The sequence below is a fragment of the Bacteroides sp. UBA939 genome (assembly GCF_002293435.1).
Classification (GTDB): Bacteria; Bacteroidota; Bacteroidia; order Bacteroidales; family Bacteroidaceae; genus Bacteroides.
Genome location: NZ_DBDF01000089.1, coordinates 1 through 26,611, shown reverse-complemented (window position 1 = coordinate 26,611; position 26,611 = coordinate 1). Strand labels below are relative to the sequence as shown.

27 protein-coding genes are annotated in these 26,611 nt (G+C 42.4%); 21 read left to right on the top strand and 6 right to left on the bottom strand.

Features of this window, described 5'->3' with window-relative positions; all coding sequences use genetic code 11:
- Positions 1-80 precede the first annotated feature (80 nt).
- Positions 81-1,754, top strand: coding sequence for a hypothetical protein (locus tag B2Z67_RS06270; protein ID WP_291528962.1), 1,674 nt, complete (start codon positions 81-83; stop codon positions 1,752-1,754).
- A complete protein-coding gene (locus B2Z67_RS06265) occupies positions 1,736-2,443 on the top strand; it encodes a hypothetical protein (protein ID WP_291528961.1) in 708 nt (235 codons plus the stop codon). The genes B2Z67_RS06270 and B2Z67_RS06265 overlap by 19 nt, the downstream gene beginning before the upstream one ends.
- Here B2Z67_RS06265 and B2Z67_RS06260 read toward each other — a convergent pair.
- Together B2Z67_RS06260 and B2Z67_RS06255 are read right to left on the bottom strand one after the other, a co-directional pair.
- Positions 2,426-3,229 carry an MBL fold metallo-hydrolase gene (locus tag B2Z67_RS06260; RefSeq protein ID WP_291528960.1) on the bottom strand — a complete coding sequence of 268 codons (804 nt, stop codon included), beginning with the start codon at positions 3,227-3,229 and terminating at the stop codon, positions 2,426-2,428. The two genes, B2Z67_RS06265 and B2Z67_RS06260, sit on opposite strands and share 18 nt — an antisense overlap.
- 75 nt (positions 3,230-3,304) lie before the next feature.
- Positions 3,305-4,693 carry a peptide MFS transporter gene (locus B2Z67_RS06255; protein ID WP_291528959.1) on the bottom strand — a complete coding sequence of 463 codons (1,389 nt, stop codon included), beginning with the start codon at positions 4,691-4,693 and terminating at the stop codon, positions 3,305-3,307.
- 818 nt (positions 4,694-5,511) lie between these two features.
- Between B2Z67_RS06255 and B2Z67_RS06250 the strand changes: the two genes are divergently transcribed.
- The 11 genes from B2Z67_RS06250 (at position 5,512) to B2Z67_RS06200 (ending at position 16,099) form a co-directional block, all read left to right on the top strand.
- Entirely contained in the window at positions 5,512-6,960 is a 1,449-nt protein-coding gene (locus B2Z67_RS06250; protein ID WP_291528958.1) for a DUF3078 domain-containing protein, read from the top strand.
- A gap of 329 nt (positions 6,961-7,289) precedes the next feature.
- A complete protein-coding gene (locus tag B2Z67_RS06245; protein WP_291528957.1) occupies positions 7,290-7,709 on the top strand; it encodes a SoxR reducing system RseC family protein in 420 nt (139 codons plus the stop codon).
- Positions 7,710-7,744: 35 nt separating this feature from the next.
- Positions 7,745-8,674 carry a Fe-S cluster domain-containing protein gene (locus B2Z67_RS06240; protein ID WP_291528956.1) on the top strand — a complete coding sequence of 310 codons (930 nt, stop codon included), beginning with the start codon at positions 7,745-7,747 and terminating at the stop codon, positions 8,672-8,674.
- 207 nt (positions 8,675-8,881) lie between these two features.
- On the top strand, positions 8,882-10,219 hold the full coding sequence (gene rsxC / locus B2Z67_RS06235; protein ID WP_291528955.1) for an electron transport complex subunit RsxC: 1,338 nt from the start codon (positions 8,882-8,884) through the stop codon (positions 10,217-10,219).
- Between the two features lie 6 nt (positions 10,220-10,225).
- Positions 10,226-11,218, top strand: a complete 993-nt coding sequence (locus B2Z67_RS06230; RefSeq protein WP_291528954.1) for an RnfABCDGE type electron transport complex subunit D — start codon at positions 10,226-10,228, stop codon at positions 11,216-11,218.
- Positions 11,215-11,877: an RnfABCDGE type electron transport complex subunit G gene (locus B2Z67_RS06225; protein ID WP_291528953.1), complete on the top strand. Its 663-nt coding sequence runs from the start codon at positions 11,215-11,217 to the stop codon at positions 11,875-11,877. Before B2Z67_RS06230 ends, B2Z67_RS06225 begins: the two co-directional genes overlap by 4 nt.
- A gap of 16 nt (positions 11,878-11,893) precedes the next feature.
- Complete coding sequence (gene rsxE / locus B2Z67_RS06220; RefSeq protein ID WP_291528952.1) at positions 11,894-12,478, top strand: electron transport complex subunit RsxE; 585 nt, start codon at positions 11,894-11,896, stop codon at positions 12,476-12,478.
- A 76-nt stretch (positions 12,479-12,554) separates the two neighbouring features.
- Positions 12,555-13,133, top strand: a complete 579-nt coding sequence (gene rsxA, locus B2Z67_RS06215; protein ID WP_291528951.1) for an electron transport complex subunit RsxA — start codon at positions 12,555-12,557, stop codon at positions 13,131-13,133.
- A gap of 149 nt (positions 13,134-13,282) precedes the next feature.
- Positions 13,283-14,317, top strand: a complete 1,035-nt coding sequence (galE, locus tag B2Z67_RS06210; protein WP_291528950.1) for a UDP-glucose 4-epimerase GalE — start codon at positions 13,283-13,285, stop codon at positions 14,315-14,317.
- Positions 14,318-14,913: 596 nt separating this feature from the next.
- A complete protein-coding gene (locus tag B2Z67_RS06205) occupies positions 14,914-15,798 on the top strand; it encodes a hypothetical protein (protein WP_291528949.1) in 885 nt (294 codons plus the stop codon).
- Positions 15,767-16,099: an STAS-like domain-containing protein gene (locus B2Z67_RS06200; protein ID WP_291528948.1), complete on the top strand. Its 333-nt coding sequence runs from the start codon at positions 15,767-15,769 to the stop codon at positions 16,097-16,099. The genes B2Z67_RS06205 and B2Z67_RS06200 overlap by 32 nt, the downstream gene beginning before the upstream one ends.
- A 203-nt stretch (positions 16,100-16,302) precedes the next feature.
- On the opposite strand, the gene ispE is transcribed toward B2Z67_RS06200, so the two are convergent.
- Together ispE and B2Z67_RS06190 are read right to left on the bottom strand one after the other, a co-directional pair.
- Complete coding sequence (gene ispE / locus B2Z67_RS06195) at positions 16,303-17,133, bottom strand: 4-(cytidine 5'-diphospho)-2-C-methyl-D-erythritol kinase (RefSeq protein ID WP_291528947.1); 831 nt, start codon at positions 17,131-17,133, stop codon at positions 16,303-16,305.
- Positions 17,134-17,164: 31 nt separating this feature from the next.
- On the bottom strand, positions 17,165-18,373 hold the full coding sequence (locus B2Z67_RS06190; protein ID WP_291528946.1) for an ROK family transcriptional regulator: 1,209 nt from the start codon (positions 18,371-18,373) through the stop codon (positions 17,165-17,167).
- A 191-nt stretch (positions 18,374-18,564) separates the two neighbouring features.
- On the opposite strand from B2Z67_RS06190, the gene B2Z67_RS06185 reads away from it, so the two are divergent.
- Both B2Z67_RS06185 and B2Z67_RS06180 read left to right on the top strand, forming a co-directional pair.
- On the top strand, positions 18,565-18,819 hold the full coding sequence (locus tag B2Z67_RS06185; protein WP_291528945.1) for a type II toxin-antitoxin system Phd/YefM family antitoxin: 255 nt from the start codon (positions 18,565-18,567) through the stop codon (positions 18,817-18,819).
- On the top strand, positions 18,816-19,061 hold the full coding sequence (locus B2Z67_RS06180; RefSeq protein WP_291528944.1) for a Txe/YoeB family addiction module toxin: 246 nt from the start codon (positions 18,816-18,818) through the stop codon (positions 19,059-19,061). Before B2Z67_RS06185 ends, B2Z67_RS06180 begins: the two co-directional genes overlap by 4 nt.
- Here B2Z67_RS06180 and B2Z67_RS06175 read toward each other — a convergent pair.
- Positions 19,058-19,987, bottom strand: coding sequence for a DMT family transporter (locus tag B2Z67_RS06175; protein ID WP_291528943.1), 930 nt, complete (start codon positions 19,985-19,987; stop codon positions 19,058-19,060). The two genes, B2Z67_RS06180 and B2Z67_RS06175, sit on opposite strands and share 4 nt — an antisense overlap.
- A gap of 193 nt (positions 19,988-20,180) precedes the next feature.
- Here B2Z67_RS06175 and B2Z67_RS06170 point away from each other — a divergent pair, with 193 nt between their 5' ends.
- The 6 genes from B2Z67_RS06170 (at position 20,181) to B2Z67_RS06145 (ending at position 25,513) form a co-directional block, all read left to right on the top strand.
- Positions 20,181-20,639 (top strand): DUF4252 domain-containing protein, encoded by a 459-nt coding sequence (locus B2Z67_RS06170; RefSeq protein ID WP_291528942.1) that lies wholly within the window; start codon positions 20,181-20,183, stop codon positions 20,637-20,639.
- On the top strand, positions 20,629-21,132 hold the full coding sequence (locus B2Z67_RS06165) for an RNA polymerase sigma factor (protein ID WP_291528963.1): 504 nt from the start codon (positions 20,629-20,631) through the stop codon (positions 21,130-21,132). Before B2Z67_RS06170 ends, B2Z67_RS06165 begins: the two co-directional genes overlap by 11 nt.
- On the top strand, positions 21,129-21,536 hold the full coding sequence (locus B2Z67_RS06160; RefSeq protein WP_291528941.1) for a hypothetical protein: 408 nt from the start codon (positions 21,129-21,131) through the stop codon (positions 21,534-21,536). The genes B2Z67_RS06165 and B2Z67_RS06160 overlap by 4 nt, the downstream gene beginning before the upstream one ends.
- 61 nt (positions 21,537-21,597) lie before the next feature.
- A complete protein-coding gene (locus B2Z67_RS06155) occupies positions 21,598-22,065 on the top strand; it encodes a DUF4252 domain-containing protein (protein ID WP_291528940.1) in 468 nt (155 codons plus the stop codon).
- 147 nt (positions 22,066-22,212) lie between these two features.
- Positions 22,213-24,267, top strand: a complete 2,055-nt coding sequence (locus tag B2Z67_RS06150; RefSeq protein WP_291528939.1) for an LruC domain-containing protein — start codon at positions 22,213-22,215, stop codon at positions 24,265-24,267.
- A gap of 70 nt (positions 24,268-24,337) precedes the next feature.
- Positions 24,338-25,513 carry a glycosyltransferase gene (locus tag B2Z67_RS06145; protein ID WP_291528938.1) on the top strand — a complete coding sequence of 392 codons (1,176 nt, stop codon included), beginning with the start codon at positions 24,338-24,340 and terminating at the stop codon, positions 25,511-25,513.
- Here the strand turns inward: B2Z67_RS06145 and B2Z67_RS06140 are convergent.
- Complete coding sequence (locus tag B2Z67_RS06140) at positions 25,479-26,378, bottom strand: glycosyltransferase family 2 protein (RefSeq protein WP_291528937.1); 900 nt, start codon at positions 26,376-26,378, stop codon at positions 25,479-25,481. The genes B2Z67_RS06145 and B2Z67_RS06140 overlap by 35 nt on opposite strands.
- Between the last annotated feature and the right edge of the window lie 233 nt (positions 26,379-26,611).

Here is a 26,611-nt window from a genome sequence, read left to right as displayed (position 1 = left end):
CCCAGGAGGAGGAGAATAGAGATACTACCAGTAACATGATACTACCAGTAACATGCGAAACTTAAATAAATAATACGAATATGAAAAAGAATGTTTTACTCATTTTGGTATGTTTTGCGTTCGGCGCTTTTATGCCGGTTACTGTTTACGGTCAGGGTTTCCTGAAGAAACTGAAACAGAAAGTAGAAAATGCAGTGTTGGGAACGGAAGAATCCGAGAAAGAGTCTGAGAAAGAATCGGAAAAGGAATCGGAAAGAGAATCGAACATCCGGAAGAAGCTATCGGATAGATTAGGAATACCGGATGTAGGAGAAGAGGCAGAGATGGGAACGAATAATGCCACTCCCACTCCTGTGGACAAGATTCCGAAACGACGCATGGCGACTTCATCCTGGGACGAAATGATACAACCCAGTAAAGCGTCGACCGTACAAGCCTTGTTGGACGAACTGCCTGCACTGCCTTCTGTCAATGAGCTGGTATTCCCTACGGAGTCGGCCCGCGAGAGTTACTATCGCAAGATTGTGGCCGTAGACATGCGTGTATCGGAACTGGATGAACAAAACACCTGTTCGGATGAAGACATGCTCGTTTATCGTGAAAAGATGTATCAGGAAGTATCCGGTTTAATGGGGCTTACCGTAGAAGAAATGAAACGTATGGAAGACCCGAATCTGCCCGAGGCGGAAAGGAAGCGGTTGGAGGAAAAGGCAACCAATGCCATTCTGAGTAACACCGGAATGGGTAAGCTGACAGCTACAATGGCCAAAATAGAAAAGGCGCAGAAAGAAAAAGGCAGGGAACTGACTGAAGATGAAATGATGGAGTTTATGGCGGAGAATCCCGATATCATGAGTGATATGCTTTCAATGGCAGTGGAGAGCAGGAAAGGCCTTGAGAAAGTGAATGCCATCAATGAACAGTATATGAAGCTGAACCAACAGCTGCTGAAATTCAATAAGAGAAGGCAGCAGTTGCTGGAGAAGAATAAAGGTGTTGTTGTTGATTGCGAAGAGATAGCCCGTGAATATGAAAAGAACTTGAAGAATATATACGGGCAGATATTTGTCACCGACGATCGTAAAGAGATAGACAAACTCTATGCGCAAGCCGACGAATTGATGAAGAACTACCGTACACGCGCTGCTAAACTGTGGCGAAACAGTCTTCAAACGCAATTGGACGGAACGAAAGCTATGTTGCCCGAAATGGAGAACTTGTTCAGGGAGATGGCGAAGGAGGAAATGATTCCGGCCTGTGCCGTGAACCGGGCGCCCTACAATCTGGTGACGAACTTTACCGATATCCTTCACCAGGCCTACAGCGACTTTCCGCAACCCGACGTGCTGCCTGTACAGATGGAGACGCTTCTGGAGATGAAAGAGAACGAATACCTGTGTTCCCCCGAAAGCGGTTTTGCTTCTTCGGTAACGGACTTCCTCGCTAATAGCAATATCCTGATTCGTAATACCGAAACAAATGAATATTACGTATATGAGAACGGACAACGCCGGGTAGTGACGGAAAAGGAAGTGAACACGCAGTTGCAGCCCCGTACGCCCCGTACGCCTCCTACGTACAAAACATGGACTTCGGAATCCGGAAGTCGCAATGTGACTTATGCGCGCGATGGTTCGCTTACCTTGCAGGACGGTACGTCTTTCTATCCCTTGGCATTCCAGGAATCAGACCGTAAATTAGAATGGGTTATCATGCAGGATAACAGTATTAAAAAATGTATCTACAAGTTATAACAACTATGCTGGTGTGGGTGTGCTCCTTCGGGGGGCACACCGAACCCCGGGATTTCAAGCAGATATTCAAGAACAACTGGACGTCTGCCGAACGTTATGTGGAGAAACAGCGGCAGGTGTGGAATGTTATCTTTAATGCGTTTTCAGTTCCTGCCGACTTGGCGGTGGCGGTAGTTTTCCCCGAACAAATACGTTACTCCGCTCTGCAGAACATTATGGAGACGGCAGCCATCAAAGCGCTCTATGTGCAAGGAGGCACGCGTATGGCAAACTTCTCCATCGGACGCTTTCAGATGAAACCTTCCTTTGCCGAAGAGGTGGAGCGGGAGTGGATGCAAACGGAGTGGAGGCACTACTACGGGATTTATTTCGACCTGTCGGACAGCATGGAGGCGCGCCGTGCGCGGATACGCCGATTGGACGATGTACAGTGGCAATGCATATACTTGTCGCTGTTCGTGAAACTATTGTATCGCCGCTGCCCGCAATTGGCAAAGGATACTGCCGCAGAGCAGGTGCGCTTTTGCGCTACGGCTTATAACGTATCGTTCAAAGGCAGTTATGGGGAGATTCGCGGAAAGAGCAGGAAAGCATTCTTTCATACGGACTTTATGGCAAGCTCTTCCACCGTATATTATGCCTATCCGGACATAGCGGTGTATTACTACCTGTTACTCAAACACGTATAGTTCGGAAGGTGAATTCCGCTTCAATGCGCAGAGTTGTACGTCTTTGCCTACTATGATTCCTGTGCTTCTTAATTTCCATTCAACCGTCTTGTAAGCAAGCTCCGGATGGTTGTTGTCTTTACTCAAATGGCAAAGCCAGACGTATTTCAAGTCTTCCCTCATGTTTTCCGCTAAGAATTCGGCCGTTGCAAGGTTGCTCATGTGACCGGTACGTCCTGTAATACGTTCTTTCAGATATGGCGGATATGTACCCATGCGCAACATTTCATCATCATAGTTGGCTTCCAGTATCAGGTAGTTGGCCTTGCGGATGAATCTTGCTGCGGTAGGAGTGATTTCACCCAAGTCGGTAAGGAACGAGAATACTTTCCCGTCAATTTCAATGCAATAACCTACATTGTCCGTACCGTCGTGGGGTACTTCGAACGACTCGATACGGAAGTCTTCCAATTGCATGGGTTGTTCTTTTTCAAGGTAGCGAACGGATGAATAGAGTTTCTCCGTCATGCAATAACTTTTGTTGATTCCTTCGTGAATAAGAGCGGTTGAATAAATAGGGATATGCAGTTTTTCTCCCAGTCCGCCCACCGCTTTAATATGGTCGGCATGGTCGTGGGTAACAAACACCGCACGTATAGTTTCCATACCAATGCCCACATCTTTCAGCGACTTCTTAATGGTACGTGCCGCGATACCGGCATCAATAAGTATTCCGTATTTTTCAGTGCCTATATAATAACAGTTGCCGCTGCTTCCGCTTGCAAGGCTTATAAATTTTACTTTCATTCTGTTCTCTTTAATTAAAAAAAGCCGTCACTTTGATAGCAAAGTGACGGCAAATATACATAAAAAATAAGATATTCAGACCTTGGCTTTTTTCTTTTTGTCGATGAATCCAGTGATTTTAGCAAAAACCAGCAAAGCAAAAGCGGATATCAATCCGATAGCAGCAAAGTAATACCATATATAGTGTGCATTGACGCTGGCGGCTTCCCATGCTTCACGGGAGTCAAACAGTGCGGGGTCAGGGCAGTATTTTGTCAACAATAGTCCGGCGCTTGCGAAACCGAAAATAGAAGAGAGGAAGGAATGCAGGTGGCTGAAACCGAGATACATGCCTTCTTCGCCTTTGGGAGCTTGAAGGGAGAAGTATTCCAGGTAGCGGGGTGAAATAAAACATTCTGCCAATGCCTGTATTACGATACCTGCTATCATCATCAGGGTGATATTGCTCATTCCGCTTATAACATCGTTGCCAAGCAGATTGCCGAAAGCCATCAGTGTGGCCGAAAGCGGTATGAGAAACATGCCGATGTTCATGGATGTAATGGCAGAACGTTTTGCCATCAGTCGCGTTACGAAACTAACGCAACACACCACTACAAACGGATTTACATTGGCTATCCAGCCCGGTTTAGCCGTTTCGCCTGCCATACGGATTACATATTTGGGCATTGTGGCGTATAATTGTTGCTGTACCATCCAGAAACCTGTCACAATCAGAATCAAAACCAATAAGCGCCAATTGGTGACAATGCGCATGAAGCCTTCACTGATTTCCTGCATACTTTTTCCTTGTCCTGCCGTGTGGGTTGATTTATAGAGCAGGATAACGGAAAGCAGTGCCAATACTGTCATGGCTCCTGAGAAGTAGTTGATATAGATATATGCTTGTTCGCCAATGACGTTGCGTAGCGGGTCAATCACCGTCTTTCCGGTGAATGCACCGATGTTCACCATCATATAAAAAATGGAGTACCCGCGTGCGCGCGTTGCTTCGGTGGTTTCTTTTGCCACCGATGCGGATATAATGGATTTGATAAACGAACCGCCTACCATAATAACGAACAGTACGGGAACAATCATCCAGCGCGTATCACTATCCGGCAGTCCGCTAAAGTGGGTTGTCTTGCCATATTCTACCAAGCCGGCGGCTTCCAACAGAGTGGGAAGCACTCCCAATCCCAGGTATCCGACGGATAAAAGGGAGAAGGCTACAATCATTGACTTGCGGAAACCTATCTTATCGGCATACGCCCCCGTAAAGATGGGTAACAGATAGAGGCCGCCCGAGAATAGGCCGGAAATCATACTTGCTTCAATGTCGCTGAAGCCTAAAATAGAAGAGAGATAAATCGTTAGAACAATGAAGACGGCATAGTATGCCATGCGTTCAAACAATTCGACTGTGTTGCTTACCCAAAATGCTTTCGTGAAGCCTTTAGGTGTTTTGGGGGGTGATTGAGTCATCTTGATCTTGTGTATTTCATGAAAATTAAGCGCAAAAATACATTTTTATGGAACAACATGCAAATTCGTTTCTTGATGCTGTTCGGCAAGCATGTACATTATGATAGTGATACATCGCTTTATTCATCAAAATGATGCGATATTCTTTGTTTTTATAACTCATACATGCTTATAAAATAACATTCTGGAATATTCTTTGAATAAATAAGGAATAAAAATACGTTATTCTTGTATGTTCTTGCATATTTGCAGGTTGTTTATGCAGAAAGTGCTTACTATTTATAGATAGAATGCTTATTACCTATAAGTAAAACATTAACTACTTATAAGTAGATGACTAACTATTTATAAGTAGTTGGCTTGTTACCTATAAGTAATTAGCTTGTTACCTCGATTTTTCTCCTGTATGCACACTTTTTAGGAGATATTTTGTTCTGGAATAAATGTCAGTATTTCGATATCACGCTAATAATCTGTTGCTTATGGATTTTCGTTCGCGTATTTCCAACTCTACAAGTACTGGTGCGGAAATATCGCATTCTCAGCCAACTAAAAATACAAAGTGTCACTTATTAGCAAAATGATATTTGACTGTTCTAAAGCTGTTGGATTGCTGTAGTATTCATACTGTAGGTTGAGGCATTGAAATTCATCTCATAGGACGAAGAAATAAGAGTATTATTACCGCTAAGCACATTATATATAAACCACCCCCTGACCCGTATGAACAATGCAAGCAGAATCTTTTTTTTAGGTTTTCTATGTTTTCTAAACATTTTGGCTTACTTTTGCAAGCAAAACATAAATTATGGGGCGTTATGAAGAATAGAAACTTGTCATTGTGGACAGTTGCCGTGCTATTTTCTACGTCGGTGATGGCGCAAAGCACAATAGAACCTGTATTATTAGAGACTGAAAAAGATTTGGTTACCGTACAAACGGACACCTTGTCAGAGTTGATGCAACAATATTTCGTCTTAAAGTTGAAACCGGACGATGATGCTTGCAAAATAGATACTGTTTCTATATTGTATGAGAAATATTTAGGTGTACTGGATTATTTGAATGATCCGGAAACACCGGAGCGATATATAGCGCCCAATCCGGATTATTACCGTCTGTTTGTTCCCTTCACATATTATAACTCCCCGATGGAGCGTATCTCAGAACTGAAGTGGAAGTTCCAGCCTCTGCACGCCATCCCATCCCTGACCAAAGAGCTTTTACCTTTTGATGAAGCCCGTTTTACTTCAAAGGAACGTGCCAATGAAATGGTTGACCGTTCGTTATTGTATCTCTATGTACATACTGACCCGCGCAAGATTGTATCGTTTGAAGATGATATCATGCAGGTGAAAGTATTCAGGGACAATATAGAGAAAGAAGCATCCTCAAAACCTTCCGTAGTAAAGCTGTTTACTCAGGAAAAAACAGCCGCCGATGTGAAAGAAGACGCCACGGTGCTTGTTCGCAAACCCAATTGGTGGGTAACAGGCGGAAACGGATCTTTGCAAATCACCCAGAATTATATCTCTTCTAACTGGTATAAAGGAGGTGAAAGTACAAACTCCGTACTCGCCAACTTACAGTTGTATGCTAATTATAACGACCGTGAAAAGCTTCAGTGGGAAAACTTGCTGGATGCCAAACTGGGCTTTTCTTCCACTCCGTCCGATGAATTCCATTCATACCTGGTCAATACCGACCAACTTCGTTTATTCAGTAAGTTAGGTATTCAGGCTGCTTCAAATTGGTATTATACGGTTTCTACCGAATTCAAAACCCAGTTCTGTCACGGCTATAAAGCCAATAATGAATCGCTGGTATCAGCCTTTTTATCTCCTGCCGACTGGTCTGCCAGTATCGGTATGGACTATAAATTGAAGAAGGCGAAATTCAATCTGTCTGTCTTTGTCGCTCCGTTGACGTGGACTATGCGTTATGTAGGCAATGAGAGAGTTAATGAGGTAGACTTCGGTTTGGAAGAAGGCAAGAGCGTAATGCACAATTTCGGTTCGCAGGTACAACCAACTTTGACGTGGCAAATCATTCCCACTATTAATTTAGAATCCCGCTTGAACTACCTGACCAGTTATGAATGGGTACGTATCGAATGGGAAAACACGTTCAACTTTGTATTGAATCGCTATCTTTCAACCAAGCTCTATGTGCATGCCCGCTTCGATGACAGTAGCAAGCCGACTACAGGTAGCAGTTATTTCCAGGTTAAGGAATTGCTGAGTTTCGGTATCAATTACAAATGGTAACCATGTATAGCTGTAATTAATAAAGGAAAAGAGGCAGTGTCAGAAGCATAAGTTCCACTATCTTTCATCCGCAGATTACGCGGATTACGTAGATTTATATAAAACCCGATCTGCGTAATCCGCGTAATTTGCGAATGAAAGATATCTTTTTGATAGTGTACCATCCTTTTGGCAAGCCTTATTTTGGTATTCGGTTCTATGAAAAAGTGAAGAAAAATAGTTAAAACGGGCAAAAGTTCGTTTGCGTACACATAAAAAAGCCGGCGAATGTCTTGCAGTTCATAAATAATGCGTAAATTTGCCGCAATTTGTAATGCGCAGTTTGCAAAATGGCAGATATTATAAAACATCAAGGTATTGTGGAAAGCATAAACGGTTCTCATATCACGGTGAGAATTGTCCAATCATCAGCTTGCTCAACGTGTAGCGCCAAAGGACATTGTTCCTCTGCTGATACAAAAGAAAAGTTGATAGACATAGTGACCGTCGATGCCTCTTCTTATCAACCCGGAGACCGGGTGATAGTTTTCGGTGAATTATCTATGGGAATGATGGCTGTACTATGGGCCTTTGTAGTTCCTTTCTGTATTCTGATTATTTCTCTCTTCATATTTATGGCTATCTGGAATGACGAACTTAGCTCCGCACTTTGTTCGTTGGCTCTTCTTATACCTTATTATTATATACTGTGGTTGAATAAAACCCGTATGGGAAAGAAGTTCTCATTTTCGATAAAGCCGGCACACTAACTGGAAATATTAAATAATTAAATAACGACTAATTTATGAATGTAATTCTGATTGCAGTAATTTCATTGGGAGCTATAGCGCTGATTTCGGCTGTTATCCTGTATGCGGCTTCCAAGAAATTTGCTGTGTATGAAGACCCGCGAATCGCACAGATAGGGGAGGTGTTGCCCCAGGCAAATTGCGGTGGGTGTGGTTATCCGGGTTGTAGCGGTTTTGCTGATGCTTGTGTGAAAGCAGACACGCTTGAAGGTAAATCGTGTCCGGTAGGCGGACAACCTGTAATGGCAAAGATTGCCGAGATTCTTGGATTGGATGCTACAGCTTCCGAACCGATGGTTGCGGTTGTGAGATGTAACGGAACCTGTGCCAACCGTCCCCGTACCAACCTGTACGATGGGGCGAAGAGTTGCGCAATCGCTTCCTCTCTTTATGGTGGCGAAACAGGTTGCAGTTTCGGATGCTTGGGTTGTGGCGACTGTGTGGTTGCCTGCCAGTTCGATGCTATCCGCATCAATCCTGAAACAGGACTTCCGGAGGTGGATGAAACCCAATGTACGGCTTGCGGCGCTTGTGTCAAGGCTTGCCCGAAGAATATTATCGAAATCCGTCCGCAAGGCAAGAAATCACGCCGTATCTATGTACAGTGTGTTAACAAAGATAAGGGAGCCATAGCCCGCAAGGCATGTGCGGTTGCTTGTATCGGCTGCGGTAAGTGTGTGAAAGTCTGTTCATTCGAAGCTATTACGCTGGAAAACAATCTGGCTTATATCGACCCGAACAAATGTAAGTTATGCCGTAAGTGCGAAGAGGCTTGCCCGCAAAATACAATCATCGCCCTTAACTTCCCGCCGCGCAAGCCGAAAGCGGAAGGTGAAGCGCCTGCTCCTAAGGTAGCGGCAACTCCGAAAGTGGTTGAAGTTCCTCAGGCTGAACCTCAGGTTGAAACTCTGAAAGCCGAGGCATAATATAAAGAACTCAAGTTTCGCATGTTATTTATATTATTGATTAACAGTAGTATCTTTATTAGCTTCGCTGATAGATTATCTGATTTCTTTCACTAAGGTACGTTCTTCTCCTCCTGGGAGGAGGAGAATAGAGATACTCCAGTAATATACAGAGAACTTGCGAAACTTAAATAAAGAAATAATAAACGACTAAAAATACAGAATTGTATGTTGAAGACATTTTCAATCGGTGGTGTTCATCCACACGAAAATAAACTTTCAGCACATCAGTCCATCATTAAGGCGGAAGTTCCTGCCAAAGCTGTAATCTTGTTGGGGCAACACATCGGCGCTCCTGCAAAACCGCTTGTGAACAAAGGAGATGTGGTGAAGGTCGGTACAAAGATTGCCGAACCCGGTGGTTTTGTATCAGCAGCCATTCACTCGTCCGTCAGCGGCAAGGTAGCTAAAATCGATACGATTATTGATGCCGGCGGCTATCCGAAACCTGCCATTTTCATTGATGTAGAAGGTGATGAATGGGAAGAGAACATTGACCGCACTGCGACGCTGGTGAAAGAGTGCAACCTTACGTCCGAGGAAATTGTGAAGAAGATTGCCGATGCCGGTATTGTCGGATTGGGTGGCGCCTGCTTCCCTACACAGGTAAAGCTCTGTCCGCCGCCTTCATTAAAAGCCGAATGCGTCATTATCAATGCTGTGGAATGTGAACCTTATCTGACCGCCGACCATCAGTTGATGCTGGAACATGCGGAAGAAATCATGGTAGGCGTATCTATTCTGATGAAGGCCGTAAAGGTAAACAAAGCATTTATCGGTATTGAGAACAATAAGCCCGATGCTATCCGGTTGATGACTAAAGTAGCTTCAAGTTATGCGGGCATTGAGGTAGTTGCCTTGAAAGTGCAATATCCGCAAGGAGGTGAAAAGCAATTGATTGACGCCATTACCAAACGTCAGGTAGCAAGTGGTGCGCTACCTATTTCTACCGGTGCAGTGGTACAAAACGTGGGTACCGCATTTGCAGTATATGAGGCTGTGCAGAAAAATAAACCGTTGTTTGAACGTGTCATTACCGTAACGGGCAAATCGCTGGCAAAACCATCCAATTTCCTGGCGCGTATCGGTACGCCGATGAAACAGTTGATTGATGCTTGCGGTGGTCTTCCCGAAGATACGGGTAAGGTTATCGGTGGTGGTCCGATGATGGGTAAAGCGTTGGTGAATACCGACGTTCCGACTGCGAAAGGTAGCTCCGGTATCCTGATTATGAATCAGAAAGAAGCCAAGCGTGGTGAAATGCAGCCTTGCATACGCTGTGCGAAGTGTGTGGGCGCTTGTCCGATGGGACTGGAACCCTACTTGCTGTCGGCGCTTGCTGAACATGCGGAGTTTGAAAGAATGGAGAAAGATAAGATTATGGATTGTATCGAGTGCGGTTCATGCCAGTTCACTTGTCCGGCAAACCGTCCGTTGCTTGACTATTGCCGTTTGGGCAAAGCCAAGGTAGGAGCGATAATCCGTGCACGCCAATCTAAAAATTAATGAAGTATGGAAAATAAATTAATAGTATCACTTTCGCCCCATGTCCACGGCGGCGACAGCGTGAAGAAGAATATGTATGGCGTGCTTATTGCATTGATTCCTGCGTTTCTTGTATCGCTCTATTTCTTCGGACTGGGTGTTTGGATTGTCACCGCTACTTCGGTAACCGCCTGTATATTCTTTGAATGGGCTATCGGCAGATTCATTATGAAGAAGGAAACCACAACGATTAACGACGGTTCGGCTGCAATTACAGGTGTGTTGCTGGCATTCAACTTGCCTTCAAACCTTCCCATCTGGATTATTATCCTGGGTGCATTGTTTGCAATCGGTGTCGGCAAGATGTCTTTCGGCGGATTGGGTAACAATCCGTTCAACCCTGCACTTGCAGGCCGTGTGTTCCTGTTGCTCTCTTTCCCGGTACAAATGACGAGCTGGCCTGTTGTCGGACAGTTGACTGCGTATACGGATGCGACAACCGCTGCCACTCCGCTTAGCCTGATGAAGCAGGTTGCCAGTGGAAATATAGAAGCTTTGAAAGACCTGCCGTCTTCTCTTGACCTGCTGATTGGTAACAATGGCGGCTGCCTCGGTGAAGTAAGTGCATTGGCGCTGTTGCTGGGATTGGCTTATATGCTCTGGAAGAAAATCATCACCTGGCATATTCCGGTTTCTATATTGGTTACGGTATTCGCGTTCTCAGGCATTATGTATCTGGTGAATCCGGAACTTTATGTTTCTCCGGTGCTCCAGTTGCTCACCGGTGGTTTGATGCTGGGCGCTATCTTTATGGCTACGGACTATGTCACCTCTCCAATGAGTAAGAAAGGTATGCTGATTTATGGCGTATCTATCGGTCTGCTGACAGTGATTATCCGATTGTTCGGCGCTTATCCCGAAGGCATGTCGTTCGCTATTCTGATAATGAACGCTTTCACTCCGCTGATCAATACATATTGCAAACCTAAACGCTTTGGGGAGGTAGCGAAAAAGAAATGAAGAAGTTAGAATCATCCTTGAAGAATATGTTGCTGGTACTCACGGGCGTTACCGCTATCTCCGTGGCACTGCTGGCGTATGTGAACGAACTGACGAAAGAACCTATTGCGCAGGCCAATGCAAAGACATTGAGCGATGCTGTCAGTGCAGTGGTTCCCGGTTTTGATAATGACCCGATTGCTGAGAAGAAGATACAGGCGGTGAATGGCGTGGATTATGCCGTGTACCCTGCTACGAAAGGCGGAGAATTTATCGGTGCAGCCGTCGAAGCTGCTGCAATGGCATTCGGTGGCGAACTGAGAGTACTGGTAGGCTTTGATGCGGAAGGTCACATTATAGATTATTCTCTGTTGTCGCATGTGGAGACTCCGGGATTGGGTTCCAAAGCTGCCGACTGGTTTAAAGAAGGTAATAAAGGAAGTATCAAAGGCATGAATCCGGGCAAGAGTCCGTTGTCTGTAACCAAAGATGGCGGTCAGGTAGATGCTATTACGGCTTCTACCATTACTACACGTGCTTTCCTGAATGCAGTGAATGCCGCTTATGCCGCTTATGTCGGTCAGAATGAAACGGATGCTGCTACGGGCGCTACGCAAAAAGTTGTTGAACCTGCTGAAGGCGCGGCTGTTGAAGCTGCGGACTCTGTCAGCGCTAATTAAGAAAGGAGTATCAGATATGAGTAATTTTAAAGTTATGATGAATGGGATTGTTAAAGAGAATCCTATATTTGTGCTTCTGCTTGGTATGTGTCCTACGTTGGGTACAACCTCTTCCGCCATTAATGGTATGGGTATGGGACTGGCAACCATGTTTGTGCTCATCTGTTCCAACGTAGTAATCTCTCTGATTAAGAATCTTATCCCCGATATGGTGCGTATTCCGTCTTTCATCGTGGTGATTGCCTCTTTCGTGACATTGTTGCAGATGGTTATGCAAGCTTTTGTTCCGACATTGTATGCAACGCTGGGTCTGTTCATCCCGCTGATTGTGGTGAACTGTATCGTACTGGGACGTGCTGAGGCATTTGCCGCCAAGAATGGTCCTGTAACCTCGTTGTTCGACGGTCTGGGCATGGGTCTTGGCTTCACCGTCGCTTTGACGTTGCTGGGGGCTGTGCGCGAATTCCTGGGAACAGGCAAGATTTTCAACCTGTCCATTCTTCCCGAAGAATACGGTATGTTGGTGTTTGTCCTCGCTCCGGGCGCTTTTATAGCCTTGGGTTATCTGATTGCATTGATTAACAGACTGAAAACGAATTAATAATAGGAAATTGAAATAAGGATGAGAGTAGCAACTGCTTTCAATTCTTAGCTTTCAATTCTTAATCTTGAAAAGTATGGATTATATATTGATATTTATTTCGGCAATCTTTGTCAACAACATCGTGTTGTCGCAGTTCCTGGGTATTTGTCCGTTCCTCGGTGTATCCAAGAAAGTGGAAACAGCGTTGGGTATGTCGGCTGCTGTGGCATTCGTGCTCACCATCGCCACTATCGTAACATTTCTGATTCAGAAGTTTGTGCTCGATGCTTTCGATTTAGGCTATTTGCAGACCATTACCTTCATCCTGGTAATTGCCGCATTGGTTCAGATGGTAGAAATCATTCTGAAGAAAGTGTCACCTTCCTTGTATCAGGCGTTGGGCGTATTTTTACCGTTGATTACCACCAACTGCTGTATTCTGGGTGTAGCTATTCTCGTTATTCAAAAAGACTATGATTTACTGACCGGCGTCGTATATGCGTTTTCCACTGCCCTTGGTTTCGGCTTGGCACTGACTATTTTTGCAGGCTTGCGCGAACAGATGAGCTTGGTTAATATCCCCAAAGGAATGAAGGGAACTCCGATAGCTCTAATCACGGCCGGTTTACTGGCTATGGCATTCATGGGCTTCTCCGGTGTAGTCAAAATCTGAAAAATAGAACAATAAATAAGCAAAGGGGTAGAGTTTCATCTGCCCCTTTGTTTTTTTATATATAAAAAATACTCTTTTTTGCTTTCTTATTTAAAATTATTTTTTAATTTTGTGCCCATAAAAGAAGATGCCCTAAAGATAAATCACAAATGAAGGAAAAAATATTGGTCACCGGTGGTACCGGTTATATAGGTTCTCATACTGTAGTAGAACTGCAAAATGCCGGATATGAAGTAGTCATAATAGATAATCTGTCTAACTCCAACGTTGACGTAATAGATAATATTGAAAAAGTATCAGGCATTCGTCCCGCATTTGAAGTATTGGATTGTTTGGACTTTGCCGGACTTGACGCTTTATTTGATAAGTATAAAGGCATTAAGGCTATCATTCACTTTGCAGCCAGTAAAGCAGTAGGTGAGTCGGTTCAGAAACCGTTGCTTTATTACCGTAACAATTTGGTTTCGTTGATTAACCTGCTCGAACTGATGCCGAAGCATGGAGTGGAAGGTATCGTATTCTCGTCTTCTTGCACTGTTTATGGCCAGCCGGACGAATTGCCGGTAACGGAGAACGCTCCGATTAAGAAAGCGGAATCTCCTTATGGTAACACAAAACAGATCAATGAAGAAATCGTTCGTGATACAATAGCATCCGGTGCCCCTATCAATGCAATATTATTGCGCTATTTTAATCCGATTGGTGCGCATCCTACGGCATTACTGGGTGAATTACCTAATGGTGTGCCTCAAAATTTGATACCTTATCTGACCCAAACCGCTATCGGTATCCGTGAGAAACTGAGTGTATTTGGTGATGATTATGATACGCCCGACGGCTCTTGCATACGCGACTTTATTAATGTAGTCGATTTGGCAAAAGCGCACGTAATCGCTATCTGCCGTATCTTGGAGAATAAACAAAAAGAGAAGGTAGAAGTATTTAATATCGGAACGGGACGCGGTCTTTCAGTATTGGAACTGATCAGTGCTTTCGAAAAAGCGACTGGTGTAAAACTGAACTATCAGATTGTTGGCCGTCGCGCGGGAGATATTGAAAAGGTATGGGCGGATCCTAAGTTCGCTAACGAAGAATTAGGTTGGAAAGCTGTTGAAACCATAGAAGATACATTGCGTTCTGCATGGAATTGGCAATTGAAGCTTCGTGAAAGAGGTATTCAATAAGCATTTAGAAGATATTTTGTTTTTATTAACAAATAAAAAATAAACAAATGCTTCCCCGCATTTGTTTATAAAATGCGAATCAGCCTGAAGCTGTTTATGTGTATGTGAATATCCATAGCCAGTACGTATGCCTCCCCGGCATAGACAGGTGGGATTGCATAGTAGTTTTGTCGTGTTTTATTTTGTGTTTGTGTTGTAAATAAGCCTTGTCGGGAGACAGGGCTTATTTTTTTGTTGTTCGCCCGGAACGAGCGACTGCTATAGGGTGTAAGATCAATCTGTGTTTTCTTGTTGTTTGTGGTCTCTTTAAAGATGGTTTAAATGCTATTTGAAACTACTTAGTAGTAGAGTCTGAACTACTAGTAGGTAATTGGGCAACTACTACTGGGTAATTGGCAGACTACTAAGTAATTTATAGGCGTTCGGGAGGGCTTATGTAGGGGTGGTGTAAAGTGTAATTTGTGGCAGTAGTAATTGTTATAAATGCAAGAGCTGGAAAAATGTTAGAGTAAGTGTTTCTTTTTATTTTAGAATAATATATCTTTGTGGTCACAAATATATTGTAGTGTGGTTGATATGCAACGCGAATACTAATAATGGAAAGAATTATATTTGATAAAAAGGACAGAAGGTATTGGATTAAAAGTGTGAATTCTATAATTCGACTTTTGAAACCGAATAATAGTGGGATAAAACAGGAGATTAAAATACATATTCCAAATACAATCAAGAAAAATGATTTTACTCCTTTTCATATAGTACTTCTTTCTTGTCTTATTGAATATATTGAGAGATATAATTATATTGTTTATTTTGAGGCAGATGATTTGGAATTAATCAATTTTGTTTTTAGCGAGGTTGAAATGCACCGATACATAAACAATACTAATACTGCGTATGTTAAAGAGAAAGATACGTCTAATTTGAATTTATGGAAGATCGTGAATAATAGAGCCAAAGAGTATAGTATTGTAATTACGGAGTATTTACAAAGAACATACTTTAAAGGGTTAGATATTTCTGGCTTTCAAAATTCTTTAGATGAGATATATGCAAATGTTGCAGACCATTCTAAATCTAATGGCATTGCTTTTTCATATATCAATTATGATGAGGAAGAAGGGAAAATACATTTTGCCGCATGTGATTTAGGTTTGGGAATTCCAACTACTCTTAGGGCTGCTATGCCTGAGATAAAAAGTGATGAGTTAGCACTAAAAAGCTCGTTAGATATTGGCGTTTCCGCTAAAACCAATAAGCACAATAGGGGGTTTGGATTGGATAATGTATTATCTAATCTTAAGAATGGTGGAATGATGAGGGTTGTTAGTAACAAAGCTCTGTTGTTTTGCCAAGAAAACAAAAATAATATTAGAACATATACTTTAGATTTTGATTTTAAAGGAACATTGATTTACTTTGATATCTCAATTGATTCATTTGAAAAAGATGAAGAAATTGAAGGAGATGTTTGTTTATAACATAATAATTATGGTAACAGTTAAGATAAAAGACATATTGGACGGAAGAAGCTATCCGGATGGAGGTATAATGCTGTTTGGTATAGTAAGGGATGCTATAAACAGTAATCAAACTGTATCCATAGATATGGAAGATGTAGATTCGTTTCCAACAATGTTCATGAATACTTCTTTCGGTAATTTAATTGTTTTATTTGGTATAGACACAACTAAGCAAGCATTACGTTTTCAGAATATAAAGAAATCTCAAATTGAACGAATAAGGAAATACTTTAATGATTATATGTCTCTAATAGATTAGAATAGTAAAATGGTGAGGATTTCGCCCAATCTTCCGTCGAAGCTTTTTCATCCCGCTGTTTCTATTATATATTTCACTATCCGTGGCCAAGGATATAGTTGTGGAATAATACTATGTAAATGTCTATTCTCCCTGTCTTGGTTTATCAAGAATCGGTATTTCATGTGCCGGAAATTTCGGGTGACTGGGTGAGCCAAGGTTTCTTACTTCAATATTCCCCGATACACGAATGCCTTTTCTCCGAAACCTTCTTCTGTCAGTTTATCATCCTCTGGTTTGAACAATCCAAATACGGATGAACCGGAACCCGTCATGGCAGCGTATATGGCTCCTTGCTTATAAAGCCTTTCCTTAATTCCCCTGATGACCGGGAACTGTGGGAATACACTTTCTTCGAAGTCATTCTTCATAAGTTCTTTCCACTCTTCTATAGGATGTGTCAGCACTTCTTTCAATGGAATTTCTTGCCGGTGTGGTTTTATTTGTGCAAAAGCTTCGCGGGTAGAAACAAAAACATCCGGTTTTACTAAAAACATCTGATATCCTTTTAAGGATAAAGAGATAGGAGAGAGGATGTTGCCTATTCCTTCGGCATACATTGGAGTATTCCGGATAAAAAAAGCGCAATCGGCTCCTAACTTAGCTGCGTATTCTTCCAAACTTTCATTTGTCAATCCCAAAGCGAACTTTTCATTCAGTAGTTTCAGCATATAAGCCGCGTCGGATGAGCCGCCGCCCAAGCCTGCACCTGAAGGGATGTGTTTGAACAGGTGAATATCTACAGGTGGCAGGTCATACTTTTCATCTAAGAGCTTATAGGCTTTTACCACCAAGTTGTTTTCAGCTTCTCCTTCAATTTCTATTCCTGCCTGATGCAGACGGAATTTCTCATTACCTCCGTTCAGAATGTTGATTTCAAGCGCATCTTCTATAGGGACGGGATAAAATACGGTTTCCAGATTATGATATCCGTCGGGACGCTTTTCTACGACATTCAGTCCCAGGTTTATTTTGGCATTCGGAAATGTTATCATGGCATTTTCTATGTAGCGTGTGTGAATGGAATTAACTCTCAAACATTCTGCTACGTGCCAGCATACAAGCTCCAACGATCCCTGCCTTATCTTTCAATTTGGAGGTTACGATGGCTGAATCTTTATTGACCAGATTTAGGGAGTATTTGCGTACAGCTGTTTTTATTGGCTGAGTGATATAGTCTCCGGTCAAAGATAGAGTACCCCCTATAATAACCAGTTCCGGATTGAAAATATTAATTAGTCCTGCAATTTGTTTGCCCAGTTTTTGCCCGATTTCTTCTACAATTTCGATGCAGAGCAAGTCTTCCTTGTTTACAGCGGCAATTATATCATCAATAGTTATGGGATCTTTCTTATCGGTAATTTGTGCTGATAGTATGGAGCTTTCCCCGTTCCGGATACGTTCTAATAAAATCCGGTGGAGCGCTGAACCGGAGGTTTCTGTTTCCAGGCATCCTTTTTTGCCACAATGGCAGATTATCTCATTATCATAGGCGCTTACGTGACCAAACTCACCCGAGAAACCTGATTTGCCGGTATAGATTTTACCATCAATAATAATCCCGATACCTATCCCCCAACTTACATTTACGAAAATAATGTCTTTTTCCCCTTTCACGCACCCTTGCATATATTCTCCATAGGTCATGGCGCGCGTATCATTATCAACAGTTACTTTATACCCTAATTTTTCGGTTAATACATCAGCCAATGGTTTCTCTTCAAAATTGAACAGACTGAAACTATATCCCGATTCGGGATTTACCCGTCCCGACACATTTACATTAACATTCAGGATTTTATCTTTGTTGATGGTGAGTCCCTTTATAAAATCGAGAATGAGTTTGCATAACTCATTCATTCCCTCAATCGAGTTCTCGAATTTATAAGGTACATCCATCTTCAACTCTACCATATCACCTTTAAAGTTGATCAGTCCGATGTTAACAGAGAGCTTTTTGATATCTACACCCAGAAAATACCCTGATTCGGGATTGAGGCCATAAAGATTCGGGTGACGTCCGCCACTGGTTTCCAGTTTTCCGTAATCATTGATATAACCGTCATCACACATTTCATCAACGAATTTAGTGACGGTTGGTACACTTAATTCCAGTTCTTTTGAAAGGTCGGGAATTGTAGAACTTCCATTATATATATAATGTGTAATAATTCTCTTTTTGACGAGGGCACTTTTAGATCCTATTTCTATTTCTTTCAAAAGCTGTTGGTTCATAACTATTAATATTTTGTAAGTTGCACAAAGATAATCATTTTCTTTATTAAGTGAGAGTACCTGTAAGAGGAAACAGGGCAATCGCATCAAAATTATATTTATGTCTATCTTGAGTTACCTCATTTTTAACTGATTAAATTTGTAGGTACGCAAATAAGTACATACTTTTGTGCAAAATGAAAAGAAGAGTTATGAGAACTACTAATTACACGGATTTAAGAGCAAATCTTAAAGGCTATATTGACTCTGTGGTTGATGATTGCGATACAGTAATCATTAATCGTGGGAATGGAACGGGAGTAGTGATGATTTCTTTGGAAGAATATAATTCGTTAAAGGAGACGGAATACATCATGTCCTCGCCCCAAACAATGGAGGATATATATAGAGGAGAGGAAGATTTGAAAGCGGGTAAAGGAATTGAGGTCGATTTAGATTCATTATGAAGATAATATTTACTCCTACTGCCATGGAGCATTGGGAATATTGGAAGAAGAACAATCCTGGAGTTGCGAATCGTATCAAGAAGTTACTGGCTGACATATTGGAACATCCCTATGCCGGAATTGGTAAGCCGGAACCTCTTAAATATGACTTGGCAGGGAAATGGTCGAGACGGATTAATTCTGAGCATCGACTTATCTACTCCGTGCACGATGACAGAGTGGAGGTTTATATATTCAATTAAAGAAAGAACAGAGACACCCCCAAAACACTAATAGCAGCTCCAGCCACCTCTTTCAAAGTAATCTTTTGTTTAAGGAAGAGGCGGGAAGGCAATAAAATAAAGATGGGAGTTAGCGCCATCAGTGTGGAAGCAATGCCGGCTTCCGTGTACTGCACTGCCATGAGTGAAATAGAAACTCCTACAAACGGACCGAAAACCGTAGCCCCCAAAGCCGCCCACGCACCCTTACTGTCGTGCTTTACGGCAAGGAGTGTATCAAATTTCCGTTGATATCCCATTACCAGCAGAAAGCCCAGAACACCTGTGATGGCGCGAATAAACGTAGAAGCAAACGGTAGCAAGTCGTTTACGGCTTCCATACCGTGGGGGATACTCATTTCATAATAATTCATACCGACTTTACTCAGCACAAGTCCCACGCCTTGACCTACTCCGGCTCCAATGCCCAAAAGAACACCCTTCAATGGCAGTTTTAACCCTATCTTGTGAGCAGTTCCCCGGTTGAAAATAGATATACTGATTCCCGTAATAGTCACTAACATACCCGCAATGGCCTGCATAGACATGTGTTCGCCCAAAATTGCCCAACCGGAAAAGGCAGCTGCAATAGGCGCCAATGTCATAAACAACTGTCCGAAGCGGGAACCAATCACTACATACGCATTAAACAAACAATAATCACCCAATACATAACCGACAAAACCCGACAATGACAGCCAGAACCAAGTCCTGCCATCGGCATACAGTGGTACGGGAGACCCTGTAAAGTACCATAAGGTGATTCCCAGCATAACCAAAGAGAGCGTCATGCGGATTACATTCAACTGCAATGCCCCCAATCGTTTACTGCCAACTTCAGAAAAAAGGGCGGTCGCCGTCCAGGAAATAGCCACACCCAACGAAAGTATTTCACCTAAATATGTCATCCCATTTTTTATTTGACTGCAAAAATACAATAAAGCATGTAAAAGGTTAGCGCAATACAAGTAATTTTTTAGACGCGGATAACGCAGATGTATACAGAAACAGGAACTCTACTCATAAAAAAAACATTTTCTTTGCAACAAGCTGTAAGGCCATCTCGTCTTATACACAAATAACATCAAAAAAACATCTATTATGAAAAAGTGTATTACCCTACTTACGTTACTACTGGTTTGCCAGATAGGTTATAGCCGGAATTACAGTGTTGACGAACTTTTCAAAGAATTCTCTCGTGCGGAAGCATCCGAAAAAGTTAAATTGGGCAAATTCGTAATGAACATTGCAGGCCTGTTTACCGAAACCATGGGAGTGGACGTCATCGAAGTTTATGACTTTGACAAATGCGAAGATGGAGTGAAACAAAAACTCATCACCGCCATCAAGAACTTGAAAGACCCCCAGTTTGAAACTATGATTACTACCAATGAAGGAGGTAGCCGTACCAAAATACTGGTGAAGATAGAAAAAGACATGATCCGGGAAATGGTGGTCATTACCACAGGCGACTCTCATGCATTGATACGTATCCAAGGTAAAATCAAGCCATCCGATTTCGAAGAAGTGGCCGCAAAACATGGAAAAAGTGGAAGCTGATCGCTTCAAGCAGCAGTTCTTCTCCTTTCATCCCAAACTCTACCGGATTGCAATGGCTATGGTCGGTAACAAGAATGATGCCGAAGACATATTACAGGACGCCTATTACAAGCTGTGGAACAAACGGATGGAGTTGCAAGACATCCAAAATCCGGAAGCATTTTCGGTCACCCTCATAAAGAATATGTGTCTGGATTTTCTCCGGTCACCACGTGCCAACCGGCACGAGAAAGAACTTGAAACCGTGCACATATCCTACGAATCATCGCCGGATGTGGATTTGGAAAGAGCCGAAGATGTGAGAATCGTGAAGCAATTGATAGAAAAACTGCCGGAAAAACAAAAGTTGGTGATCAAACTATGCGGACTGGAAGAGTGCTCTCTCGCGGAAGTCGAGGAAATAACGAATTTCAGTGGAACAAATGTGAGGACATTGCTTTTCCGTGCCCGGAAAACAATCAAAGAACAATACTTAAAAATAAAAGGTACATGAACGATAAAGATTTAGATAAATTGATTCAGGAAGCGCTTCGCAGTGATCAGGAATTACCCGAAGGATTATCCGGACGATTGGCATGTAGCATTGAACAATGGGCTACAGACGAGAAGAAGCATATTGTCTCCCACAGAAAGAAGCGTTCATTATATTGGATTGGAAGTGTTGCTGCCTCTCTGATTGTAGGAGTAGCCATCTTCTTCCAAGTAGAAAACCGGTATGTCGGATCAAAGGATACATTCAGCGACCCTCGTGAAGCTGCCGTAGCTGCGCAAAACGCATTGGCGCTCCTGTCGACTCAACTGAATAAAGGCTTGAACCAAGTTTCGATAGCCGGAGAAGAGGTGAACAAAGCGAATGTGATAGCAGATAAACAATTTAAAGCGCTGAAAGCGCAATAATTCTAATTATTTTATAACCCTTAATATTACAGTAATTATAACCCCATAATATTCAGCAATTATGAAAACAAAATATTTTCTTTTAACCCTGATATGCTTGGCATGCTCCGCTATGGGCTATGCGCAAAACGATAACAAATTATTCGAAAAATACGTAGATGTAGACGGAGTAACCTCGGTGTATATATCCAAAGCCATGTTCAATATGATGCCCGCCATAGAGGATATCGGGTTGAACCTGATGAACATGAAAGGGAAGGTAGAATCTCTCTATACGATTACGACAAGTAGAAAAGACCTTATTCCACAAATGCGGAATGAATTCTCCCAATTAGTCGGGAAAACCCACGAAGAACTGATGCGTGTTCGCGACGGAAAAAGCAAGGTAACTTTCTACGCCAATATGAATGGCGAAAACGTAAAAGACCTGCTTATGATTGTGGACGATGAAAACAATTTCATCATTATGCAACTCGTTGGTCGCTTTACGTTGCAGGATATTCAGGAGATTACAAAAGACATCGACTAAGCTAAAACAGACTTAACAGAAAACGGAGAGGTGGTGACATCTCTCCTTTTTCACATTTATAAGAAGTTTATTAACTAAAAAGATGATGATTCCAACCATTTTTTGTATATTCGCAACGAAATGTGTTATCATCAAAAAAATATAGTTATGAGAACTCTGTTATCCGCAATTACATTAGCTGTTGCTTCGCTGTTTGTCGTTTCTTGTATAAACAACGACGTGTATGATCCGAATAGGAAAGTTGATGATGATCCTACTCTTGATTTGTCTTTTTCATTTGCATTAAAGACTTCAAAAAACATCTCCCTGTCCGCTTATAATGCTACCGGCAAGCCCGGGAAAGGGGTACTCTTTAATGTATACGTTGAAAATCCCGGTACAAATGAAGGTATTTCTCACGAAGTGGAACCGGTTTATACCGGCTATACCAATAATCAGGGTGTCTTGCAAGCCCGAATTACTGTACCCGGGAATGTAAAGCAACTCTACGTTCATCCCGTAACCTCCGGATACGGGCAAGTGCAAACCGTGGATGTTGCGGAAAGTATGTCCCTCTCTTTCTATGGTGTCGCATTTCCCGCGCTCACGGAAACCCGTGCGGCAATTGATGTGTCCGATACTCCTATTTCCCCGCGCTATAACATTAATTCTCCTTTTGGAAATAATGGTGTGGGCGATAAAGGAATTTTGATCCCCGGTAAATCTCCGTTGATAACAAGCGAGGAACTTTCTACGGATTTTGTTAATCTGGTTAATTCCTGGTATCCTGAGAAAAAATTCGAGGATGAAGAGGCGATAAAAGAAAGCAGCGATTTGGTAGTTATGGACAACAATGGTACTGAAGTTTGGATAACCTATATCGGCGACGGTAATTTTGGGGTTCACTATTCTTCCTTATTGTACTATAATTATAAAGAAGGAGAATTAACGAGCAATTCCGACGTTTATAAAGGAGAAAATAATACGACAGGGTTGCGCATGACAATGGCTTTTCCGAATGTCTCATCAAGAGATTGTCCTTCCGGCATAAAAGTGCAACTCCTTTATTGGGATAAAGATAAGGGGGAATATAATACGATTTTCCCGAAAGGTACCCATATCGGTTTTGCATTCGCCCGTTCATCATATTTGACCGGACCTGTCCATAATCCGAAATCTTTCTCATTCTCTGCACCGAGGAACCCTCAGGTTAGTAGTTCTACTTCTAATCCTGGTTATCCGGACTACGAATTATTCTATTCCACACCCGCTTTGAATGGTGGCGGTCTCGACAAAGCCAACGCTATCATTCGTTCGTGTCCGGATTATAACTGTATTGTGGCAGGTATGGATGCACGCTATTGGGATGATGTGGATAATGACCGCGACTTCAATGATGTTCTTCTAAAGATTACAACAGCTTCGCCGGGAGCAATAGCTCCGGATAACGAAATAATTCCCGAACCGGTTCCGGCATTTGATGCCCAGCATGGTACTTTGGCTTTTGAAGACCTGTGGCCCTGGAAGGGAGATTATGATTTCAATGACCTGGTGGTTAACTATACATATAAGCGGATAAAGAATGCTTCGGGTATAAATGAGATACAGTTGTCGTTAAAACCGGTGGCTCGTGGCGGTGCCGTAAAAAGTGGTTTCGGTATTGAACTGCCTTTCTCTGCCGGAATGATAAAAGAAGTGACAGGAGCGGTGTTGGAAGCCGGAAATGATAAAGCCACTTTAATTGTATGGGATGATACGAACGGTGCATTCGGTGGCCCCGGAATCATAAATACGTATAAGTCTCTGGGCTATAATGATATTCCGGCTACGGAAGTTACCATTACTTTGCAAAATCCTCTGACTGATGCCGAAGCGGACTATATGAAATTCAATCCGTTCGTTTATGTAAACGGTGACCGTGGTCACGAGATACATTTGGTAGATTTTGCGCCTACTTCAAAGATGGATGCTTCCCTGTTTGGTACCGGATTAGACCGTTCGGACGCTTCACAAGGTATATACTACCGTATGGACAATACTTATCCCTGGGCGCTTGATATTCCCCGAACATCCTCTTCATCACCTTCCTGGCGCTATCCGTTAGAGAGTGAAGATATTGCCGGAGCTTACCTGAATTATGAAAGGTGGTCTCAGGACAAAACGAATTATAACTGGTTTGACGCTTCATTACCGGGCAATGCGGATACGGATAAACTGTATTAAGGATAACTGTATTAAGGATAACTGTATTAAGGATAACTGTATTAAGGATAACTGTATTAAAGTATAGAAATTGGAACAGGTACTACATACTATCGATTGGATTTTATATACATTGTTTTCAATAAATATAGTGTATTTATTGATATATAGTTTGGCGTCGCTACGGCGTAAACCGGATAAACCGGTTTCCGTCAAGGACTATAAGCGGTTTGCTTTACTGATAGCCGCTTATAAGGAAGACGTTGTAATTATAGACACGGTTCAGGCTTGTTTGGCTCAGGATTATCCAAGCGATAAGTACGATGTAGTTGTTGTTTCGGACCACATGCAACCTGCAACGAATGAGAAGTTGTCTGAACTGCCCATCAAGTTACTTCAGGTAGATTTTGAGCAAAGCACGAATACTAAATCCTTAAAAGCCGCCTTGGAGTATTTGGATAAGGATGCTTATGATGTTGTATTAATTATTGATGCCGATAATATTATTAACTCATCCTATCTTTCGGAAGTGAACAATGCTTTCGGTAATCCGGATGTCAAGGTTGTGCAGACACACCGTGTCGCTAAAAACCTGAATACCGACATGGCTTATTTAGATGCGGTTAGTGAAGAAGTCAATAACTCCATATTTCGTTTAGGACATGTCAACCTGGGCAGGTCGGCTGCTTTGATAGGCTCCGGTATGGCATTTGAATATGCGTTGTTTTATGAGGCGATGATGAGTAATACCTCGGTTGGAGGTTTTGATAGAGTTCTGGAAATGAAGTTGCTCTATCAGCGCATTTTCTTTCATTATTTGCCCGATACGTATGTGTTGGATGAAAAAATTCAGAAAACAAGGCATTTCTACCAACAGCGCCGTCGTTGGTTATCTGCCCAATACTATAGTCTTGGTGAATTCGTTCGTCATTTACTTCCGGCTATTCGCGATCAGAAATGGGATTTTTGTGATAAACTTTTTCAGCAGTTATTCTTGTCACGGGTGTTATTGTTAGGTTTTACTTTTATTCTTTCCGTATCTCTTTCCATTTGGTTTCCTACACTGGCATATAAGTGGTGGACTATATTTGGAATATTGTTGTTAACAATAGCGATTGCTATTCCACGGCGTTTTTGGAAATGGCGTTTTGCCAAAGCAATATGTCTTGTTCCTTATTCTTTTTTGTTGATGTTCATCAACCTCTTCCGCTTGAGGGAGGCGAATAAGAGATTTATTCATACAGAACATGGTGTGAATAATCAATAAGCCCTCTGAAAGTGCCGCGAATCACAGCCATTGCTAATTGAAACTTACCGTGCAACAGATAAATCACACTCTTCTTAGGAGCAGCAATAAAGGAGAGGTATAAACAAGACAATACTTTCCTGCTTCCCGGTATGTTTCGCCGGGCATATAGAATGCGCGCGCGCGACAAATAAAACTCTCGTAATGGAGTTCCCCGTTTCGCCGTCATGCTTTCCTTGTGATAGACTACAGCGGCGGGTTCGTACCATAATCTGTATCCGGCGCGGTGCATTTGTGCCGACCAGTCGAATTCTTCGTAGAAAAGGAAATAAATCTCCGTCATGAAACCGACCGACTGTAATACATCACGTCGTACCATCATGGCAGCTCCATGCAGAGATGCCGTTTCGTGAGCTATCCGGTATTGCGGTTGCTCCTTTTCGTTAAAGCCGATGGCAGCGTTTCGCAGTGTGATACCGGAGAAAGGTGTAAAACCCGCGTATTGCAAGGTATCAGGTGCATAGTTGTACTTCAGCATAGGAGAGACGCCGCCGTTCTTCGGATCTGCTTCCAGACGGCGAACAAGGGTTTCCAACACCGGCTCCCGGATGAGTGTATCATTATTAAGAAAGAACAAGTAATCTCCTTCAGCTACCCGCAGTCCTGCATTGTTCCCCCCGGCAAAACCGTTATTCACATTCCGCACCAGCTTTATCTTTGGATAACGTCGTTCAATTTCATCAGCCTCAGGTTTTAGCGAACCGTTGTCTACGACAATCATCTCATAGGGGTAAGTTTCGTATTGGCTGAACGATTCAATCATTTCGCACGTATCGTGCAAACCATTGTAATTGACAGTGATAATGGAAACGAGAAATTTATTCATGTACCGGATAAATATCAATTAATATACTCATGTAAAGCCTTTGCCTAAAGTATCAATAATATAAACTAATCGAACGGCTCACTGCGAAGATAGTGATTTATTTGATAATAATGCAGATATTCATGTTATTTTTTTACCTTTGCAACTTTTTAAACCCAAAAAATAATTATTATGACAAAAAAATCAAAGTAACCATATCTGATGGAAGTGGTAAGCATTCGGCTTAGTGCATC

What these genes read in the sequence shown, in the direction of transcription:
- B2Z67_RS06270 (WP_291528962.1), top strand. Translation starts at nt 81, where the DNA reads ATGAAAAAGAATGTTTTACTCATTTTGGTATGTTTTGCGTTCGGCGCT.
- B2Z67_RS06265 (WP_291528961.1), top strand. Translation starts at nt 1,736, where the DNA reads ATGTATCTACAAGTTATAACAACTATGCTGGTGTGGGTGTGCTCCTTC.
- B2Z67_RS06260 (WP_291528960.1), bottom strand. Translation starts at nt 3,229, where the DNA reads ATGAAAGTAAAATTTATAAGCCTTGCAAGCGGAAGCAGCGGCAACTGT.
- B2Z67_RS06255 (WP_291528959.1), bottom strand. Translation starts at nt 4,693, where the DNA reads ATGACTCAATCACCCCCCAAAACACCTAAAGGCTTCACGAAAGCATTT.
- B2Z67_RS06250 (WP_291528958.1), top strand. Translation starts at nt 5,512, where the DNA reads ATGAAGAATAGAAACTTGTCATTGTGGACAGTTGCCGTGCTATTTTCT.
- B2Z67_RS06245 (WP_291528957.1), top strand. Translation starts at nt 7,290, where the DNA reads ATGGCAGATATTATAAAACATCAAGGTATTGTGGAAAGCATAAACGGT.
- B2Z67_RS06240 (WP_291528956.1), top strand. Translation starts at nt 7,745, where the DNA reads ATGAATGTAATTCTGATTGCAGTAATTTCATTGGGAGCTATAGCGCTG.
- rsxC (WP_291528955.1), top strand. Translation starts at nt 8,882, where the DNA reads ATGTTGAAGACATTTTCAATCGGTGGTGTTCATCCACACGAAAATAAA.
- B2Z67_RS06230 (WP_291528954.1), top strand. Translation starts at nt 10,226, where the DNA reads ATGGAAAATAAATTAATAGTATCACTTTCGCCCCATGTCCACGGCGGC.
- B2Z67_RS06225 (WP_291528953.1), top strand. Translation starts at nt 11,215, where the DNA reads ATGAAGAAGTTAGAATCATCCTTGAAGAATATGTTGCTGGTACTCACG.
- rsxE (WP_291528952.1), top strand. Translation starts at nt 11,894, where the DNA reads ATGAGTAATTTTAAAGTTATGATGAATGGGATTGTTAAAGAGAATCCT.
- rsxA (WP_291528951.1), top strand. Translation starts at nt 12,555, where the DNA reads ATGGATTATATATTGATATTTATTTCGGCAATCTTTGTCAACAACATC.
- galE (WP_291528950.1), top strand. Translation starts at nt 13,283, where the DNA reads ATGAAGGAAAAAATATTGGTCACCGGTGGTACCGGTTATATAGGTTCT.
- B2Z67_RS06205 (WP_291528949.1), top strand. Translation starts at nt 14,914, where the DNA reads ATGGAAAGAATTATATTTGATAAAAAGGACAGAAGGTATTGGATTAAA.
- B2Z67_RS06200 (WP_291528948.1), top strand. Translation starts at nt 15,767, where the DNA reads ATGAAGAAATTGAAGGAGATGTTTGTTTATAACATAATAATTATGGTA.
- ispE (WP_291528947.1), bottom strand. Translation starts at nt 17,133, where the DNA reads ATGATAACATTTCCGAATGCCAAAATAAACCTGGGACTGAATGTCGTA.
- B2Z67_RS06190 (WP_291528946.1), bottom strand. Translation starts at nt 18,373, where the DNA reads ATGAACCAACAGCTTTTGAAAGAAATAGAAATAGGATCTAAAAGTGCC.
- B2Z67_RS06185 (WP_291528945.1), top strand. Translation starts at nt 18,565, where the DNA reads ATGAGAACTACTAATTACACGGATTTAAGAGCAAATCTTAAAGGCTAT.
- B2Z67_RS06180 (WP_291528944.1), top strand. Translation starts at nt 18,816, where the DNA reads ATGAAGATAATATTTACTCCTACTGCCATGGAGCATTGGGAATATTGG.
- B2Z67_RS06175 (WP_291528943.1), bottom strand. Translation starts at nt 19,987, where the DNA reads ATGACATATTTAGGTGAAATACTTTCGTTGGGTGTGGCTATTTCCTGG.
- B2Z67_RS06170 (WP_291528942.1), top strand. Translation starts at nt 20,181, where the DNA reads ATGAAAAAGTGTATTACCCTACTTACGTTACTACTGGTTTGCCAGATA.
- B2Z67_RS06160 (WP_291528941.1), top strand. Translation starts at nt 21,129, where the DNA reads ATGAACGATAAAGATTTAGATAAATTGATTCAGGAAGCGCTTCGCAGT.
- B2Z67_RS06155 (WP_291528940.1), top strand. Translation starts at nt 21,598, where the DNA reads ATGAAAACAAAATATTTTCTTTTAACCCTGATATGCTTGGCATGCTCC.
- B2Z67_RS06150 (WP_291528939.1), top strand. Translation starts at nt 22,213, where the DNA reads ATGAGAACTCTGTTATCCGCAATTACATTAGCTGTTGCTTCGCTGTTT.
- B2Z67_RS06140 (WP_291528937.1), bottom strand. Translation starts at nt 26,378, where the DNA reads ATGAATAAATTTCTCGTTTCCATTATCACTGTCAATTACAATGGTTTG.